Below are 15473 nucleotides of genomic sequence, written 5' to 3'. Positions count from 1 at the left end.
CAACATTTCAGGTGTGCTGTTCAGAGGTGATGGATGTCTATTGAAGTGTCAAAGCAGAGAAAAACGGATGTACGATCTATTTCGTTGGCGCAACGTATTGAAGAGTTGCGCAGCCGCGAACCTGTATACCTGACCCATGGTGACACATTGATGTTGCAGGGCATGGCGGCCACGTCGTTGCGCGAACAACGCCTGAGCGGAAATCGCATTCGGTTGGATGATTAAGAATCGCCGCGAAACCCTGTTGCAACAACGAATTTTTCCGAACTGTCCGAGCGTGACGCAGGCGGTTTGACGTTGGCAACTTTCTGAAACTTCTGCTTTAGCAGTTTTTGCAGATCGCCTTCGGCACCACCGGCGAGAACCTTGGCTACGAAGGTTCCGCCTTCTTCCAGAACGTCAAACGCGAAATAAGCTGCCGCTTCACACAGCGCCATGATTCGCAGGTGATCGGTCTGTTTGTGACCAGATGATGCCGCAGCCATATCCGACATCACTACGTCTGCCTTGCCGTCCAGCCAGTCTTTAACCTTCTGGTCGGCGTCATCTTCCATGAAGTCCAGAACATGGATTTCGGCGCCAGCGACCGGTTCGACCTCTTGCAGGTCAATGCCCAGCACCGATCCGACCCGTTTGCCTGATTTCTCGCCAAGCGCGTTCACCCGCTTGACGGCGACCTGACACCAGCCACCAGGCGCGCAACCCAAATCCACCACGCGCGCGCCGGGCACCAGAAAGCGGAATTTGTCGTCCAGTTCCAGAATTTTATATGCCGCTCGCCCACGATATCCATCGGCCTGAGCGCGTTTTACATAAGGATCGTTCAACTGCCGTTCGAGCCAACGGGTCGAGCTGAGCTTTCGCCCACGTGCTGTTTTGACCTTCACCTTCAGGTCGCGCTGCCCGCGGCCCGAGTTGTTTTTTCCACTTGGTGTCTTCGCCATCAGAACGGTCCGTCTTCCAATACACCGTCCGCGCTCATCTGCGCATACAGCAAACCCTCGCGCAGCCCCCGGTCCGCCACCGAAAGGCGGTCAGTGGGCCAGCAACGGAGCAAAGCCTGCAATATGGCCGAACCGGACATGATCAGGGCTTGCCGGTCTTCACCAATTCGAGGGTCCCGGCGCCGCCCATGAGGGCCGAGTTCTAAATACCCGCGTATGACCTTGTCAATCTGATCGCTGGTCATGCGCAGCCCGTCCACTTTGGTCCGGTCATATCGCTTGAGGCCCAGATGAGAGGCCGCAACAGTAGTGACTGTGCCGCTGGTGCCGACGATCTGAAACCCTACGCGCGCCTGTTCGTCCTTATAGGGTGCAAAATCGGCAAGGTTTTCCTCGAAAAACCAACTCATCAACGCAAAACGGGCGGCGTCATTCTCGACATCATTGAACTGGTCCCTCAGCGTGGCAACTCCCAGCGGCACACTGATCCAATCAACGACCTTTGCCGCCGGAAAGGGGCTGTCGGCAGGGTGAAACCCGTGGTGCAGCCGCATGATTGCTGCTGGCCGGTCGCGACGCGGAACGGACGAGATGTCTATCCAGACCAATTCGGTCGAGCCACCTCCTATATCGACGACCAGCAACTGCTCGGTCTTGGTTGAAACCAGCGGGGCACAGGAAATCACTGCCAGACGGGCTTCTTCCTCGGGCTGAATTATTTCAAGCGTAAGGCCGGTTTCGCGCTTCACCTGCCGGATGAATTCGCGCGAGTTCTTGGCGCGGCGGCACGCCTCGGTCGCGATCAGACGCATCCGTCTGACCTTGTTGCGTTTCAGCTTTTGCTGACAGATTCGCAAAGCCTGAACGGTACGCGACATGGACGCCCGCGACAGCCGCCCGGTGCGTTCCAGACCCGCGCCCAATTGCACGGATTTGGAGAAGCTGTCTACCACATGGAACCCACTGCCCTTGGGCTGGGCGATCAACATGCGGCAACTATTTGTACCCAAATCCAGTGCCGCATAAAGAGCATCCGGATCGGGTCTTGCCGGCGCGGGGCTTTCGACCGCTTTCGGGAACGCGCCCGCACCTTTGGGACGCTTGGGCGCCATCGTTACGCCCTCCGATTTTCGAGTTACCCCGACCCTAGGCGGGGGATTGCCGACGTGCAAGTGATTTCAATTTTGAAATTAACGTGCGTGTCACATGCCGTTCATACTCAGGTGCGATGGGCATTCATGGAACCCTCAGCAGGATTCTTTTCGAGCTTACAGCCAGATATGGACAGATATGGAGATTAACATGAAAGACGATCACACCCTTTCCTTTGATGAATACGATGAAATCATAAGCCCGCGACCTGAAGAATGTGACTTTGACCGCGTTGTCGAGCGCGCGTTGTCGCGTCGCGGATTCATGGGTGGCGTCCTGGCGATGGGCAGTTTCGCTGCCGTTGGCGGCTCGATTCTGCCGACTACTGCGCGCGCTGCGGCAGATCGTTTCTCGTTCGAGGCGATTCCGGTTTCGACGGCCGACGAAGTGATTGTTCCTTCGGGTTATAAAGCCGATGTCATAGTGCGCTGGGGTGATCCGCTGTGGTCGGATGTGCCTGAATTCAATCATGCCACCCGAGGCACGGCAGCCAGTCAGGAACGCGCATTTGGTGACAACACGGATGGCCAGGATGTGTTTTACCACGACGGTCATGTTCTGCTGGTGGTGAACAACGAGTATACCAACCGCGACATTCTTTGGGGCAACAATCCGGACGCCAAGGCAGCATCCGATGACGACGTTGCCAAAGGCATGATGGCCCATGGCGTTACCATTGTGGAAATTGCCAACAGAGATGGAAAATGGGGTATCGTAAAGGACAGCCCGTATAACCGCCGTGTTACACCGCAGACCGAAATGACCATCACCGGTCCGGCCGCGGGTCACGACCTTATGAAGACCGCCGCCGATCCGTCCGGCATGACGTGCAAGGGAACATGGAACAATTGCGGAAATGGCATGACACCTTGGGGCACGTATCTGGCCTGTGAAGAGAACTTCAATGGTTACTTCTCGGCTGAGGATGAAAACCACGAAACCAGCCCTGAACTTAAACGCTATGGAGTATCGGCAAGCGATTGGGGCTACGGCTGGGCCAAGATCGACGACCGTTTCGACGTTTCCAAAAACCCCAATGAACCAAACCGTGCCGGATATGTCGTCGAAATTGACCCGACCGACCCGACATCGACACCGCGCAAGCTGACAGCGCTTGGGCGCTTCAAGCACGAGAACGCGGAAACCGTGGTCAACAACGATGGTCGCGTCGTGGTCTACATGGGCGATGATGAACGCGGAGAATTCCTGTACCGCTTCGTTTCCGATGGCGTTTACGCAGCCGGGGTGGACACGAATGCGCTGCTTGAGAATGGAACGCTTTCGGTCGCCAAGTTCAACGATGACGGCACCGGTGAGTGGATCGATCTGACACCTGAAACCAGCGGGCTTGCATCGCAGGCCGAGGTTTGCATCCACACGCGTCAAGCCGCTTCGGCCGTTGGTGGCACGACAATGGACCGCCCGGAATGGGTGGCATCAAACCCGAATGCACCCGAAGTCTATTGCTGTCTGACCAACAACAAGAACCGTGGTGTCAAACCGAATGCAGGGGGCGACGATACCTCGGCCAACGGCCCGAACCCGCGGGACAAGAACAATTACGGTCAGATCGTGCGTTGGCGACCGGACGGTGGTGATCATACCGCTGCCGGCTTCGGCTGGGATCTGTACGTGCTGGCAGGCAATCCCACCGTGCATGAAAATGCCTATGCCGGATCCGAGAACGTGAACGCCGACAACATGTTCAATTCACCCGACGGATTGAAATTCGACACCAATGGTTTGCTCTGGATTCAAACCGACGGAAACTATGGAAACGAAGGGGATTTCGCCGGTCAGGGCAATAACCAGATGCTGGCAGGTGACCCTGTCACGGGCGAAATTCGCCGCTTTCTGGTTGGCCCGAATGAGTGCGAGGTCACCGGTCTCAGCTGGTCTCCAGATCGCCGCACAATGTTTGTCGGCATTCAGCACCCGGGCGAAGACGGCAACAGCCACTGGCCTGAAGGCGCTGACTCGGTGCCGCGTTCGGCCATTATCGCCATTACTCGCGAGGATGGCGGTCTAGTCGGTTAAAGCCATTTGGCCCATCAATTCATGCCTCGGACGGTTTCTTCCGTCCGGGGTTTTTCTTTTTCATGCAGCACTTTCATAGTGACGATGAGAATTATGATATGCGCGTTTTCCGGAAAACTGGGTAAAAGCCACGTACCCTACAGTAGGCGCAAAACGTCGTTTGGAAAGCGCCGTGTGTCGAAAATCGACCGACCCAAGCCTACATTGAAGTTTAGAACCGGCCCATCGGGTTAGGAGGAATCACAGCAATGCCTGACGTCACCATCGTGTATTGGCGCGACATTCCCGCTCAGGTCATCGTCGGCAAAGGCCGTCGTGGCGCAAAGCGGCAGTTGGAAGAACGGTTTGAACAAGCCATCGACCGTGCCGCGATGAAGGTGAACGCCAAGGACAGTGATGCCTATCTGGCCGAATGGCGCAAAGCCGAACCTTTCGCGGTCGAAGGCGATCCTGCCGAGATTGCCGAAGCCGAAGCTGTGCGTCTGGAAACGGAATACGATCAGGACCGCGTCAAAGCGTTGATCGCCAATGACGGTTGGGCATGAGCCCCAGACTTTATGGGAGGCCGAAATGGCTTTGCTGAACTTCAAGAAACGTGATGTGGTCGAAAACGGCCCAGTAAATCCGACCGTCGAAGCCTTTTTGCAGGGCTATTCGATCGAGGTGATGCCGCGCACCGCCGAAAAGGTCGAGGATTTCCGCCCGCTGCTGCCCGAGGGAACACGCGTGTACATCGCCCATATCGAGGGCACTCCGATCGAGGATATGGTCAAGACCGCCAAGCGGATCGCGGCCGAGGGTTATCCGGTGATGCCGCACTTTCCGGCGCGGATCATCAAAGACGCGGCCACCCTGGAAAACTGGATCGCCATGTACCAGGGCGAAGCAGGTGTCGAACAGGCGTTGTTGCTGGCCGGTGGTGTTGCCAATCCGCACGGCGATTTCGACAGTTCGATGCAGTTGCTGGAAACCGGTCTGTTCGACAAGGCGGGATTCAAGCGCCTGCACGTGGCCGGTCATCCCGAAGGCAACAAGGACATTGACCCGGACGGCTCGACCAGAAACGTCGATGACGCGTTGCGCTGGAAACAGAAGTTCAACGAGACCACGGACGCCGAAATGGCGCTGGCCACCCAGTTCGCATTTGACGCCAAGCCGATCATCGCCTGGGCCGACAGCCTGAAAGAATCCGGAATTGATCTGCCGATCCATATCGGTATCGCCGGTCCGGCCAAGCTGCAGACTCTGATCAAGTTCGCCATCGCGTGCGGTGTTGGCCCGTCTCTGAAGGTGCTGCAAAAGCGTGCCATGGACGTGTCGAAGCTGTTGTTGCCCTACGAGCCGACCGATGTTGTGACCGAACTTGCCAACCACAAAGCGGCCAACCCGGATTTCAACATCACCAACGTACACTTCTTCCCACTTGGCGGCATCAAGACCAACGCCAACTGGGCCATCAATAACGGCGGTGCCTCTGCACAGCCTGTAAACTCCTAAGGAACGGACATGACGCGTACAGTCGTAGAATCAAAAACAAAAACAGCCGTCCTGGGCTTTGACGAACCGTTCTGCGTGATCGGTGAGCGGATCAACCCGACTGGCCGCAAGAAACTGGCCGCCGAGCTGGAAGCGGGCGATTTCTCGACCGTCGAGAAAGACGCGCTGGCGCAGGTAGCTGCGGGAGCAACCGTTCTGGATATCAATGCGGGCGTTGTCTATAACTCGAACCCCAATCCGAACGAGACCGAGCCGCCGCTGATGCGCAAGATTGTCGAACTGGTTCAGGGGCTGGTCGAAGTACCGCTGTGCATCGACTCGTCGGTTCCAGGTGCGCTGGAAGCGGGTCTGGCGGCGGCCGAGGGCCGTCCGCTGCTGAACTCGGTCACCGGCGAAGAAGAGCGTCTGGAGCTGGTTCTGCCGCTGGTCAAGAAATACAACGTCCCGGTTGTTGCGATCTCGAACGATGACACCGGTATCTCGGAAGATCCCGATGTGCGTTTCGAAGTGGCCAAGAAGATTGTCGAGCGCGCGGCTGATTTCGGCATACCTGCGCATGACATCGTGGTCGACCCGCTGGTCATGCCCATCGGTGCGATGGCAACTGCTGGTCTGCAGGTGTTCGCGCTGGTCCGTCGCTTGCGCGAAGAGCTGGGCGTAAACACCACCTGTGGTGCGTCCAACGTGTCGTTCGGCCTGCCAAATCGCCACGGCATCAATAACGCTTTCCTTCCAATGGCGATGGGCGCTGGTATGACCTCGGCAATCATGAACCCTGTTGCCTTGCCTGTAGGGCCCAAGAAGATCGCTGAGAAAAAGGCCGAGATTGAAGCCAAGGGTGTCATTCTGCCTGCGGACATGGATGATGAAACCTTCTGTCAGTTGTTCGGCCTGGGTTCGACCAAGCCGCGCGCGGGTAAGGAAATGGAGGCCATTCGCGCCGCCAACCTGCTGACCAATAATGACCCCCATGGCGGTGAGTGGATCAAGTTCAACAAAGCGCCGGACGAGGCGGGTGCCGCAGGCCCCGCAGGTGGTCGTCGCGGCGGTGGCCGCCGCCGCCGCGCCTGATTGAGGCGGAACAGACTGCAAAGGCCGGGCCCTGTGCCCGGCCTTTTGCATTTGACCCTGATCAATGCCGATTTGCCCCAAGGTTTCAGAATACCCTGATCCAGGATGCAACGATCAGGTGCCAGCATGAGGAAACATCATCCCCCAAAGCTCTCAGATGCAGATTTGAACAAAAGGCTGAATAAAAGGAACTATTTCGATCAGCTGGTCGAATTGCAGACAAGGTTGGCCAGAATTCAGCAAGCCTATCTGTTTCACGGGATTAAGGGCGTGTTGGTGTTCGAAGGCTGGGACGCTGCCGGAAAAGGGGGAACCATTCGCCGGATCAGTCAGGCTTTGGACCCGCGCAGCTTCAAGGTTTGGCCCATCGGCGCGCCCCGAAACTACTACCTTAACCGGCATTATCTGCTGCGGTTCTGGGAACGCCTGCCGCCGTCCGGTGCGATTTCCGCTTTCGACCGCAGCTGGTATGGTCGGGTTCTGGTGGAGCGAATTGAAAAACTGACCCCGGAAACGCGCTGGCGGGCCGCGTATCAGGAAATCAATGATTTCGAACGAATGCTGGTTGATGACGGGACCAGGATTGTAAAACTGTTCTTCCACATTTCACAAGAAGAGCAGATGCGCCGTTTTACCGAGCGTCTGACAAACCCGATGAAACGTTGGAAGCTGACTTACGAAGATTTCAGAAACCGTGAAAAATGGGATGTCGCGGAAGTGGCCGTTGACGAAATGCTGGCACGGACGTCGACAGAAATAGCCCCTTGGCACGTGATCCCATCCAACAACAAGAAATATGCGCGGATCACAGCCATGAAGGCCATTGTTGAAGCGTTTTCACAAGGGGTTGATCTGAACCCCCAGCATCTCGATCGCCGAACTTTGGAGGCGGCGGGCGCCGCCTTGGATGTCGACCAGTCCCTGATCGACAGCCTGCGGGCGCGAACCGAGTAAAACCCTTGATGAAGGTGGACGACGATCTGACTTGATCGTTCGGATGCTCTGATGTTATTTCAGTTGGCGCGGCGGGTATGATGTAATGGTAGCCTGTCAGCTTCCCAAGCTGAACGCGCGGGTTCGATTCCCGCTACCCGCTCCAGAAACAATCTGTAAGACGTTGTTAATTAGTCAAAAAAAAGACGCATTGCGGCCTCATCGCCGCCTTCCCGGATCTCAGTATCTTTAAGATGGCGCGTATTTCGATGGTCCTGTTCAACGGAATGACTAAGCCGGCGTTACCTGTTGAGGCCAAGCAGAGACTCTCTGCCTACGATGTGGGTTGGCAGTTCGACGGATGTGCCGGGTGAGTTGGATTCGATCATCTGTATCAACGCCAAAGCAGCCTTGCGTCCCATTTCACGATGAGGGACATGAACAGTTGTCAGTGCAGGGGCGACGATGCGCGCAAGCTCGATATCATCAAATCCGGTGATGGAGACATCTTCGGGCACCCGAAGTCCCATCTGCTGAGCTTGCCGTACCGCGCCGACTGCCAGAACGTCGTTGCCGCACAAAACCGCGGATGGCGGGCTGTCGCTCGACATGAGGTGCTTGAATGCCTCGGCACCATTTTCAATCTCGTAGGAGGTTTCGGTCACGACCAGATCGTTTTGCGACAGGCCATGTTGGGACATCGCGTCTTTTATACCTTGGATCCGCAAGCGCGCACGATCATTTCCCTTGCTGATGCCGGAAATCGTCGCCAGACGCGTGTGGCCCAATTCAATGATCCTGCTCGCTAAAGCCTCCATTGCCCGTCTGTTGTCAAATCCAATCGAAGGTATGGGTTTGTCCGGCAGGAAGGACCACGCAACCAGGGCCGGCACTTTCTGCCGTTCGAGATAGTCGTAGATTTGCTGGTCACGGTCGTGCCCGATCAGCAGAAGCCCGTCAGCACCCCGGGCAACCAGTGTTCGGATCTGATCTTCTTCTGCGGCCGGCTGGTAGGCTGAGCTGGAGACCAGCAAGGTGTAGCCCTGTTTGTGGATTTCCTCTTGAAACGCCTGCAAACCCCTTGCAAAGATTGCGTTTTCCATTGTCGGGATGATAGCGCCAATAGTGAAAGAACGCCGAGCGGCCATCACACGCGCTGCAAAGTTCGGCGTGTAGCCCAGGGAATCTACGGCAGATAAAACACGCTTTCGCGTTGCCTCGACAACCTGTTGCGGGGTGTTCAGGCACCGCGACACGGTGGCAGTTGAAACGCCTGCTGCCTTGGCAACGTCATCCAGCGTCGGTGCGGACCGATGTTTTGACATTCTCGAACTCTCAATTTCGGTTCGCCTAAGTTAGTCGCATTTTTCCAAGGATGAAAGCGTTTATGTAAGCGCTTGCATTTTCGATGTAAGCGCTTACAAAGACAATTGAGCCGATTCTGAAGGGGGTCCCGGAAATGTATCTCGCTGCATCAGTCATTGTTTTTGCGATCTATTTCGCAAATGTCGCTTTGGGTGCTTTTGCGAACAGTGCGTTTCTTGGTGACGTTGGAGAGATGTTGGTTCTGTTCGCGGCCTCGATCTTGTTCGTTGTCGCAATTCTGAAAAAGGAAGCTGACCGGAACGCAAAAGACGGCAGCTGAACTTTTGCTTGGGAGGGCAATTGATGAAAACCGACAAGACCGAACTTGCATCGGCCGAGCGCCGCAATTTTCTAAAACTGAGCGCCAGTGGCGCATTCACGGCCGCATTAGTCGCCGGGGCAGGGGGCGTTTTGTGGTCTTCTGAGGCTGCCGCGCAGACCGCGAAGGAAGAGAGCGAGCGAGAGAAGGCCGCAGACCACGTGATGACGGTGGCCACGGCCTATGTGCTTGGCGCGTCGCGCAGCTACCCGATCATGCAGCTGGATCTGAAGGAGAACATTCAGAACGCCACAAACGGAAAGGTCTATGTCAAACTGGCCCCCGGCGGTCAGCTTGGTGCGGGTGGCGCACTGGTCCAGAAGGTGCAGGGCGGCACCATTCAAGCAGCGCAACATTCGCTGTCAAACTTTGCGCCATTCGCGTCGACAGTCGACCTGATCAACATGCCGTACCTGTGCGGCTCGAACCAGCGTTTTACCAACCTTGTCCATTCTGACACGTGGAAAAATGAGGTTCACCCCAAGGTCGAGGCCGCAGGATTCAAGGCTCTGTTCTATGTAAACATCGACCCGCGCGTCGTTGCGGTTCGTCAGGGCGGCAATGCAGTGCTCACCCCCGGTGATATGAGCGGGATCAAGTTCCGCGTGCCGGGATCGAAGATGCTGCAACAGTACTATCGCATGGTCGGTGCCAACCCGACGCCCGTAGCCTGGGGCGAGACCCCGTCGGCCATCAAGCAGGGCGTTGCGGACGCGCTCGATCCATCGGTTGGCGCGCTCTATGTCTTTGGTTTCAAGGATATCCTCAGCCATGTCACCTTCACGCAGGCGGTCCCGGACAGCCAAGTTTATTCCTGTAACCTGGAATGGTTCAACTCGATGCCCGCCGATGTACAGGAAGGCATCATGTGGGGGTCGGAAATGACCAGCCATCAGAACCTGTCCAAGGTTCCGTCGGCTCGGGCTTATGCGATGGCCGAGCTGAACAAGGCAGGGGTGCAGTTCCACTCGCTGAGTGACGATCAACTGGCGGAATGGCAGGATGCAGGCGGGTATCAGAACGCCGACTGGGACCCGTTCAAGACGGAATTGGCCGGATCGATGGACAACTTCGAGAAACTTGTCGAAGCAGCCGGCACTCAGGGCAAATACTACGTCCACGACGCCTAAAGCCAAACCGGTGGACGCCTGACGGGCGTCCACGACCTTTTCTTGCAGTCAGCCCGACAACAACCCGCCACGACAGGCGCGGGCGTGGCTGTCCTTTCGCCGGAGGATCAGATGACCATTCTTCAAAACATAGACCGGAACGCAGAGCGCTGGTTGCTGCTGGTGTTCTACGTGATGCTGGTTATCACCATGGCCATCGAGGTGCTGCGGCGCGAGATTTTTGCCTATTCGTCGATCTGGGGCGAGGAAATTGTTCGGTATTCCTTCATCTACCTCGCCTGGATTGGTGCCGCGGCTGCGGTGAAAGAACGGGCCCATATCCGGATCGATGTGATCATGCACTACATCGGGCCGCGCCCCAAAGCGCTGCTCTATATATTCGGCGATCTCGTGATGTTCGGCGTGGCCATCATCGCGCTGTACTGGTCGTATGAGGCGGTTCATGTTTCGGCCAAATTCGGTTCGGTCACGGATGGGCTTCGGGTATCGAAAGTTTGGTTCCTTATGGCTGTGCCCACTGGGTTTGCCCTGATGATATGGCGGCTGATCCAATCCTTCCTGCGTGACCTGAAATCTCTTCGTGACGGCACCCCCGTCTTCGAAGGCGACAAGCTGTTTGACTGAGGAGAACACGGATGCTTTGGAACTCCCTCAATCAAACCGTTGAACTGGGCTGGGATTTTTACCTGCCAGTCATCCTGTTCGTTGGTCTGATCGCCTTGGCCGTGCCGGTTTGGGCCGCCATTGGAACAGCCGCGATCGTGATGCTGGTCATGTCCGGGGACCTGCCGCTCAGCCTGGTCGGAGAAAGCCTGTTCACAGGTATCGACGCATTTGCCCTTACGGCTGTGCCATTGTTCATCCTGACCGGGGACGTTTTGGTGCGGACCGGTCTGTCGCGCAAATTCCTTGATGTTGCCGAGGCGCTGACGTGCTTCGCCAAAGGCGGGTTCGGTTCGGCAACGGTTCTGGTCTGTGGTATGTTTGCCGCGATTTCAGGGTCGGATGCTGCCGGGGCGGCGGCGGTTGGTCGGATGACAATCAACCGATTGGTGGAAAGCGGGTATCCGCGCCCCTACGCCTGTGCTCTGGTCGCGGCGGGGGCCTGTACCGGCATCCTGATCCCACCATCGATCGCCTATATCATCATCGGGCTTGTGCTGGGTATATCTGCCTCGACCCTCTTTCTGGCGGCATTGATCCCGGGTCTGGCCATCTTGGTGTCTATCTTGATCACCAACATCATCATGAACCGCCTCTATGCCTACGAGGGCGGCGGCGTGATGACGATGGGTGAATGGCTGTCCAATCTGGGCAAGGCGCTAAAGTCGGGCTGGTACGCATTCATCGTGCCGGGGATCATCTTCTACGGCATTTTTTCGGGTCGCCTGACGCCGACCGAGGCGGGCGCAACGGCCGTTGTTGTCACCATAGTCATGGGCTTCATCCTGCGCACGCTGTCACTGGCAGACTTTCCTTCGATGCTGGTCAGTTCGGCCAAGGTGAACGGGGTAATCCTGCCCATCATCGCCTTTTCGGCCCCACTGGCCGAGGCTCTGGCGATTATGGGTGTTCCTCAAGGGTTCGTGGCATCTGTGACATCAATGACTGACGATCCGTATCTTCTGATCCTGTTGATGATCGGTATCCTGATCGCAGCGGGCTGTGTGATGGAGACAACGCCAAACATCGTGATCCTGGCACCGATTCTGAAACCGCTGGCCGACAATATCGGCATGAATGAAATCCAGTTCTGCATCATGATGATCACCGCGCTGGGAGTGGGCTTTATCACGCCGCCATTGGGTCTGAACCTGTTCGTCGTATCTGGCATTACCGGTGAGTCCATTCTGAAGATTGCCGCGCGGGCCGTTCCTTTCGTATTGACCATGCTCATCGTGGTGATCCTGATCGCCTACGTGCCTGCTGTGTCGACTACCTTGCTTCCTGAAATCTACCAATAGGACCTGCTGAACATGCCTCGTGAATATTTGAAAAAGGCGACTTTAACCGCTCAATCACATGCCTCGGAGGTGCATGATACGGTCAAGACCATCCTTGCCGATATCGAGGCCGGTGGCGATGCCAAAGCGCTGGAATATGCAGTCAAGTTCGACAAGTTCGAAGGAAATGTCCTGATGACGCAGGACGAGATTGATGCAGCCATCGCGCTGGTGCCCGAAAAGCTGAAGGCCGATATCCGGTTTGCCCATGACAATGTTCGGCGCTTTGCGGAAACGCAGAAGGCAACCGTGTCGGACGTACAGATGGAGATCGTTCCCGGTTTCGTTGCGGGGCAAAAGGCGATCCCAGTGGATGCGGCAGGATGCTACGTTCCCGGTGGGCGATACAGCCATATCGCCAGCGCGATTATGACAGTGACAACGGCCAAGGTCGCCGGGTGCCGTCATATCACCGCCTGTTCTCCTCCGCGACCGGGCGAGGGTGTTGCGCCTGCAATTGTCTATGCCGCGCATATTTGCGGAGCCGACAGCATTCTGGCCATGGGTGGTGTACAGGGCGTGGCCGCCATGACCTATGGCCTTTTCGGACTGCCGCGCGCCAATATCCTCGTGGGGCCGGGCAACCAGTTCGTGGCTGAGGCCAAACGCATTCTCTACGGCAAGGTTGGTATCGACATGATCGCGGGTCCGACCGACAGCCTGATCCTAGCCGACAGTTCCGCGGACGCCCATGTGGTGGCAACCGATTTGGTCAGTCAGGCCGAACACGGGTACAACTCGCCCGTCTGGCTGGTGACGGACGATCGCGACCTTGCACAGAAAGTGATGGAGTTGGTTCCGGTTTTGATCAACGATCTGCCAGAACTGAACCGGGAAAATGCCTCGGCCGCGTGGCGCGACTATGCCGAAGTCATTGTCTGTTCCGACCGTGAAGAGATGGCCGCCTGTTCCGATGAATATGCACCAGAGCACCTGACGGTTCAGGCCGAGGATCTGGATTGGTGGCTGGATCGCTTGACGTGTTATGGCTCGCTGTTTTTGGGCGAAGAGACAACAGTTTCATACGGAGACAAGGCAACCGGGACGAACCATGTTCTGCCAACGTCAGGTGCGGCCAGCTATACCGGTGGTTTGAGCGTTCACAAATACATGAAGATCGTCACCTGGCAGCGGGCCACGCGTGAAGGATCGAAATCCATCGCCGAAGCCACCGCACGGATTTCCCGACTGGAAGGTATGGAAGGTCATGCCCGTGCGGCGGATGTGCGTCTGGCCAAGTATTTCCCGGATGAAACGTTTGACCTGACCGCCGATGGATGACCCGCACGCATTGTTTGACCTGACGGGCCGGGTGGCTTGTATTACCGGCGCCAGTTCGGGGCTGGGGCGGCAGGTCGCGCGGACGCTTGCCGCAGCCGGCGCGAATGTTGTCGGCGTGGCCCGGCGCGGCGACGCCCTGGCGCAGATGCAGGCCGAGATCGGCGACAGCGCAGAAGCGGTGATCGCCGATGTTTCGGATCGTGACGGAATGGGCGAGCTGGTGCAGACGATCAACTCGAAGTTTGGAGCAACGGACATCATTGTACATGCGGCTGGGGTCAACACACGCGAGGCTGCCGACGATGTTACTCCTGAAGGATGGGATACCACGCTTTCCCTGAACCTCAGCGCGCCGTTTTTCCTCAGTCAGGCCATGGTGCCCGAGATGAAAAAGAAGGGATGGGGGCGTATCGTCAATTTTGCCTCGCTGCAAACAACGCGCGCGTTTCCGGGCGGAATTGCATATGGGGCCACCAAGGCCGGGATCGGACAACTGACCCGGGCGATGGCCGAGGCATGGTCGCCCTTCGGCATTACCGCCAATGCGATTGGTCCGGGTTTCTTTCCCACCGAACTAACGCAGGCCGTATTCGACGACCCCGAACGCGCAGAGCGGAACGCCGCACAAACCTGCATTGGGCGCAATGGACAGATGCAGGACATCAATGGACCGATTCTGTTTTTGTGCTCAAAAGCGTCCGACTATGTCACTGGGCAGGTTCTTATGGTTGATGGAGGGTTCACGGCCAAATGAAGGCGCTGGTTTATCAAGGTGTGGAACAGATGGTGTTCGGTGATGTGCCGGATGCCCAACCGGGGGCTTCGGAACACCTTATCCGGGTCGAGGCGGTCGGCATCTGCGGGTCGGACATGCACGCCTATCTGGGCCATGATGCGCGTCGTCCGGCGCCCCTGATCCTTGGGCACGAGGCAGCTGGTGTGATTGTTGACGGGAAACGCGCCGGTGATCGTGTGACAATCAACCCGCTGGTCAGCTGCGGTCAATGCGCGGCCTGCCTAGCTGGTCGTGAAAACCTGTGCCCGGATCGCCAGATCATCTCGATGCCGCCGCGTGAAGGGGCGTTTGCTCAATATGTCACCATGCCTGCCAGCAATCTTGTCGAAGTACCGCAAGGTATTTCGTTTGCCAAAGCTGCGCTAGCTGAACCTTTGGCGGTAAGCTGGCATACTGCCCGGCTAGGGATCGCGGCTCTGCATCCAGCGATGGACCGTCGCGCATTGGTGATCGGCGGTGGGGCCATCGGCCTTGCGGCGGCCTTGGCCTTGCGAGCAATGGGCGTCGACGATGTTACCATCGCGGAACCAAATGAGCTACGTCGGAACTACTTGGCGAAAATCGAAAGCTTCGCGCTGGAGGGTTCAGCCAAAGGGACTTACCCATTGGTCATAGACGCTGTGGGATATGCCGTGACGCGGTCAGTTGCCTCGGCCCTGGCCGAGCCGGGGGGCGTGATCGCGCATGTGGGTTTGGGTGAAGATGCCGGTGGTCTGGACATTCGTCGGATGACCTTGCAGGAAATCACATTCATCGGGACTTACACATACACCGCCAAAGACTTTCGCCAGACGGCTCAGGCTATCTTTGACGGGCGGCTGGGGGCTCTGGATTGGATTGAAGAACGAGCCCTGGCCGACGGCGCGCAAGCGTTTTGCGATATCCGATCTGGCGCTGTGGCCGCACCCAAGATTATCCTGAGGCCCTGGGTATAGAACTGACAGA

The 15473-nt window shown here is 57.2% G+C and carries 16 protein-coding genes and 1 tRNA gene; 14 read left to right on the top strand and 3 right to left on the bottom strand.

Annotated features, from left to right (window positions below):
* The first annotated feature begins 33 nt into the window (after positions 1-33).
* Positions 34-225, top strand: a complete 192-nt coding sequence (locus tag AC2FJB_RS16825) for a hypothetical protein (protein ID WP_496719682.1) — start codon at positions 34-36, stop codon at positions 223-225.
* Here the strand turns inward: AC2FJB_RS16825 and AC2FJB_RS16820 are convergent.
* Complete coding sequence (locus AC2FJB_RS16820; protein WP_117868892.1) at positions 222-944, bottom strand: RlmE family RNA methyltransferase; 723 nt, start codon at positions 942-944, stop codon at positions 222-224. The two genes, AC2FJB_RS16825 and AC2FJB_RS16820, sit on opposite strands and share 4 nt — an antisense overlap.
* Positions 944-2056 carry a Ppx/GppA phosphatase family protein gene (locus tag AC2FJB_RS16815; RefSeq protein WP_117868893.1) on the bottom strand — a complete coding sequence of 371 codons (1113 nt, stop codon included), beginning with the start codon at positions 2054-2056 and terminating at the stop codon, positions 944-946. Before AC2FJB_RS16815 ends, AC2FJB_RS16820 begins: the two co-directional genes overlap by 1 nt.
* A 190-nt stretch (positions 2057-2246) precedes the next feature.
* On the opposite strand from AC2FJB_RS16815, the gene AC2FJB_RS16810 reads away from it, so the two are divergent.
* From AC2FJB_RS16810 to AC2FJB_RS16785, 6 genes are all read left to right on the top strand, one after another.
* Positions 2247-4133: a PhoX family protein gene (locus AC2FJB_RS16810; RefSeq protein ID WP_496719685.1), complete on the top strand. Its 1887-nt coding sequence runs from the start codon at positions 2247-2249 to the stop codon at positions 4131-4133.
* 248 nt (positions 4134-4381) lie between these two features.
* Positions 4382-4678, top strand: coding sequence for a virulence factor (locus AC2FJB_RS16805; RefSeq protein WP_117868895.1), 297 nt, complete (start codon positions 4382-4384; stop codon positions 4676-4678).
* A gap of 25 nt (positions 4679-4703) precedes the next feature.
* A complete protein-coding gene (locus AC2FJB_RS16800; protein ID WP_496676027.1) occupies positions 4704-5630 on the top strand; it encodes a methylenetetrahydrofolate reductase in 927 nt (308 codons plus the stop codon).
* 9 nt (positions 5631-5639) lie between these two features.
* Positions 5640-6701 carry a methyltetrahydrofolate cobalamin methyltransferase gene (locus AC2FJB_RS16795; RefSeq protein WP_299893566.1) on the top strand — a complete coding sequence of 354 codons (1062 nt, stop codon included), beginning with the start codon at positions 5640-5642 and terminating at the stop codon, positions 6699-6701.
* Positions 6702-6827: 126 nt separating this feature from the next.
* Complete coding sequence (locus AC2FJB_RS16790) at positions 6828-7655, top strand: polyphosphate kinase 2 family protein (protein ID WP_496719687.1); 828 nt, start codon at positions 6828-6830, stop codon at positions 7653-7655.
* Positions 7656-7726: 71 nt separating this feature from the next.
* Positions 7727-7800: transfer RNA gene (locus AC2FJB_RS16785), tRNA-Gly, on the top strand.
* Positions 7801-7936: 136 nt separating this feature from the next.
* On the opposite strand, the gene AC2FJB_RS16780 is transcribed toward AC2FJB_RS16785, so the two are convergent.
* The gene (locus AC2FJB_RS16780; protein WP_496719689.1) at positions 7937-8959 is read right to left on the bottom strand and encodes a LacI family DNA-binding transcriptional regulator; all 1023 of its coding nucleotides are present in this window, start codon (positions 8957-8959) and stop codon (positions 7937-7939) included.
* Positions 8960-9093: 134 nt separating this feature from the next.
* Here AC2FJB_RS16780 and AC2FJB_RS16775 point away from each other — a divergent pair, with 134 nt between their 5' ends.
* The 7 genes from AC2FJB_RS16775 (at position 9094) to AC2FJB_RS16745 (ending at position 15463) form a co-directional block, all read left to right on the top strand.
* The gene (locus AC2FJB_RS16775; RefSeq protein WP_117868900.1) at positions 9094-9279 is read left to right on the top strand and encodes a hypothetical protein; all 186 of its coding nucleotides are present in this window, start codon (positions 9094-9096) and stop codon (positions 9277-9279) included.
* 23 nt (positions 9280-9302) lie between these two features.
* Entirely contained in the window at positions 9303-10448 is a 1146-nt protein-coding gene (locus AC2FJB_RS16770) for a TRAP transporter substrate-binding protein (protein WP_299893561.1), read from the top strand.
* Positions 10449-10559: 111 nt separating this feature from the next.
* Positions 10560-11072, top strand: coding sequence for a TRAP transporter small permease (locus tag AC2FJB_RS16765; protein WP_117868902.1), 513 nt, complete (start codon positions 10560-10562; stop codon positions 11070-11072).
* Positions 11073-11083: 11 nt separating this feature from the next.
* Entirely contained in the window at positions 11084-12412 is a 1329-nt protein-coding gene (locus AC2FJB_RS16760; RefSeq protein ID WP_117868903.1) for a TRAP transporter large permease, read from the top strand.
* 12 nt (positions 12413-12424) lie between these two features.
* Positions 12425-13732 (top strand): histidinol dehydrogenase, encoded by a 1308-nt coding sequence (hisD, locus tag AC2FJB_RS16755; RefSeq protein WP_117868904.1) that lies wholly within the window; start codon positions 12425-12427, stop codon positions 13730-13732.
* Positions 13725-14486, top strand: coding sequence for an SDR family NAD(P)-dependent oxidoreductase (locus AC2FJB_RS16750; protein ID WP_496719692.1), 762 nt, complete (start codon positions 13725-13727; stop codon positions 14484-14486). The genes hisD and AC2FJB_RS16750 overlap by 8 nt, the downstream gene beginning before the upstream one ends.
* Complete coding sequence (locus AC2FJB_RS16745; RefSeq protein WP_496719694.1) at positions 14483-15463, top strand: zinc-dependent alcohol dehydrogenase; 981 nt, start codon at positions 14483-14485, stop codon at positions 15461-15463. Before AC2FJB_RS16750 ends, AC2FJB_RS16745 begins: the two co-directional genes overlap by 4 nt.
* Positions 15464-15473: the final 10 nt, after the last annotated feature.

It is taken from the genome of Ruegeria sp. CDSC085 (assembly GCF_059610465.1).
The sequence above is the reverse complement of the archived record's forward strand: the minus strand, read 5'-3'. Positions and strand labels throughout refer to the sequence as shown.

What these genes read in the sequence shown, in the direction of transcription:
- AC2FJB_RS16825 (WP_496719682.1), top strand. Translation starts at nt 34, where the DNA reads ATGTCTATTGAAGTGTCAAAGCAGAGAAAAACGGATGTACGATCTATT.
- AC2FJB_RS16820 (WP_117868892.1), bottom strand. Translation starts at nt 944, where the DNA reads ATGGCGAAGACACCAAGTGGAAAAAACAACTCGGGCCGCGGGCAGCGC.
- AC2FJB_RS16815 (WP_117868893.1), bottom strand. Translation starts at nt 2,056, where the DNA reads ATGGCGCCCAAGCGTCCCAAAGGTGCGGGCGCGTTCCCGAAAGCGGTC.
- AC2FJB_RS16810 (WP_496719685.1), top strand. Translation starts at nt 2,247, where the DNA reads ATGAAAGACGATCACACCCTTTCCTTTGATGAATACGATGAAATCATA.
- AC2FJB_RS16805 (WP_117868895.1), top strand. Translation starts at nt 4,382, where the DNA reads ATGCCTGACGTCACCATCGTGTATTGGCGCGACATTCCCGCTCAGGTC.
- AC2FJB_RS16800 (WP_496676027.1), top strand. Translation starts at nt 4,704, where the DNA reads ATGGCTTTGCTGAACTTCAAGAAACGTGATGTGGTCGAAAACGGCCCA.
- AC2FJB_RS16795 (WP_299893566.1), top strand. Translation starts at nt 5,640, where the DNA reads ATGACGCGTACAGTCGTAGAATCAAAAACAAAAACAGCCGTCCTGGGC.
- AC2FJB_RS16790 (WP_496719687.1), top strand. Translation starts at nt 6,828, where the DNA reads ATGAGGAAACATCATCCCCCAAAGCTCTCAGATGCAGATTTGAACAAA.
- AC2FJB_RS16780 (WP_496719689.1), bottom strand. Translation starts at nt 8,959, where the DNA reads ATGTCAAAACATCGGTCCGCACCGACGCTGGATGACGTTGCCAAGGCA.
- AC2FJB_RS16775 (WP_117868900.1), top strand. Translation starts at nt 9,094, where the DNA reads ATGTATCTCGCTGCATCAGTCATTGTTTTTGCGATCTATTTCGCAAAT.
- AC2FJB_RS16770 (WP_299893561.1), top strand. Translation starts at nt 9,303, where the DNA reads ATGAAAACCGACAAGACCGAACTTGCATCGGCCGAGCGCCGCAATTTT.
- AC2FJB_RS16765 (WP_117868902.1), top strand. Translation starts at nt 10,560, where the DNA reads ATGACCATTCTTCAAAACATAGACCGGAACGCAGAGCGCTGGTTGCTG.
- AC2FJB_RS16760 (WP_117868903.1), top strand. Translation starts at nt 11,084, where the DNA reads ATGCTTTGGAACTCCCTCAATCAAACCGTTGAACTGGGCTGGGATTTT.
- hisD (WP_117868904.1), top strand. Translation starts at nt 12,425, where the DNA reads ATGCCTCGTGAATATTTGAAAAAGGCGACTTTAACCGCTCAATCACAT.
- AC2FJB_RS16750 (WP_496719692.1), top strand. Translation starts at nt 13,725, where the DNA reads ATGGATGACCCGCACGCATTGTTTGACCTGACGGGCCGGGTGGCTTGT.
- AC2FJB_RS16745 (WP_496719694.1), top strand. Translation starts at nt 14,483, where the DNA reads ATGAAGGCGCTGGTTTATCAAGGTGTGGAACAGATGGTGTTCGGTGAT.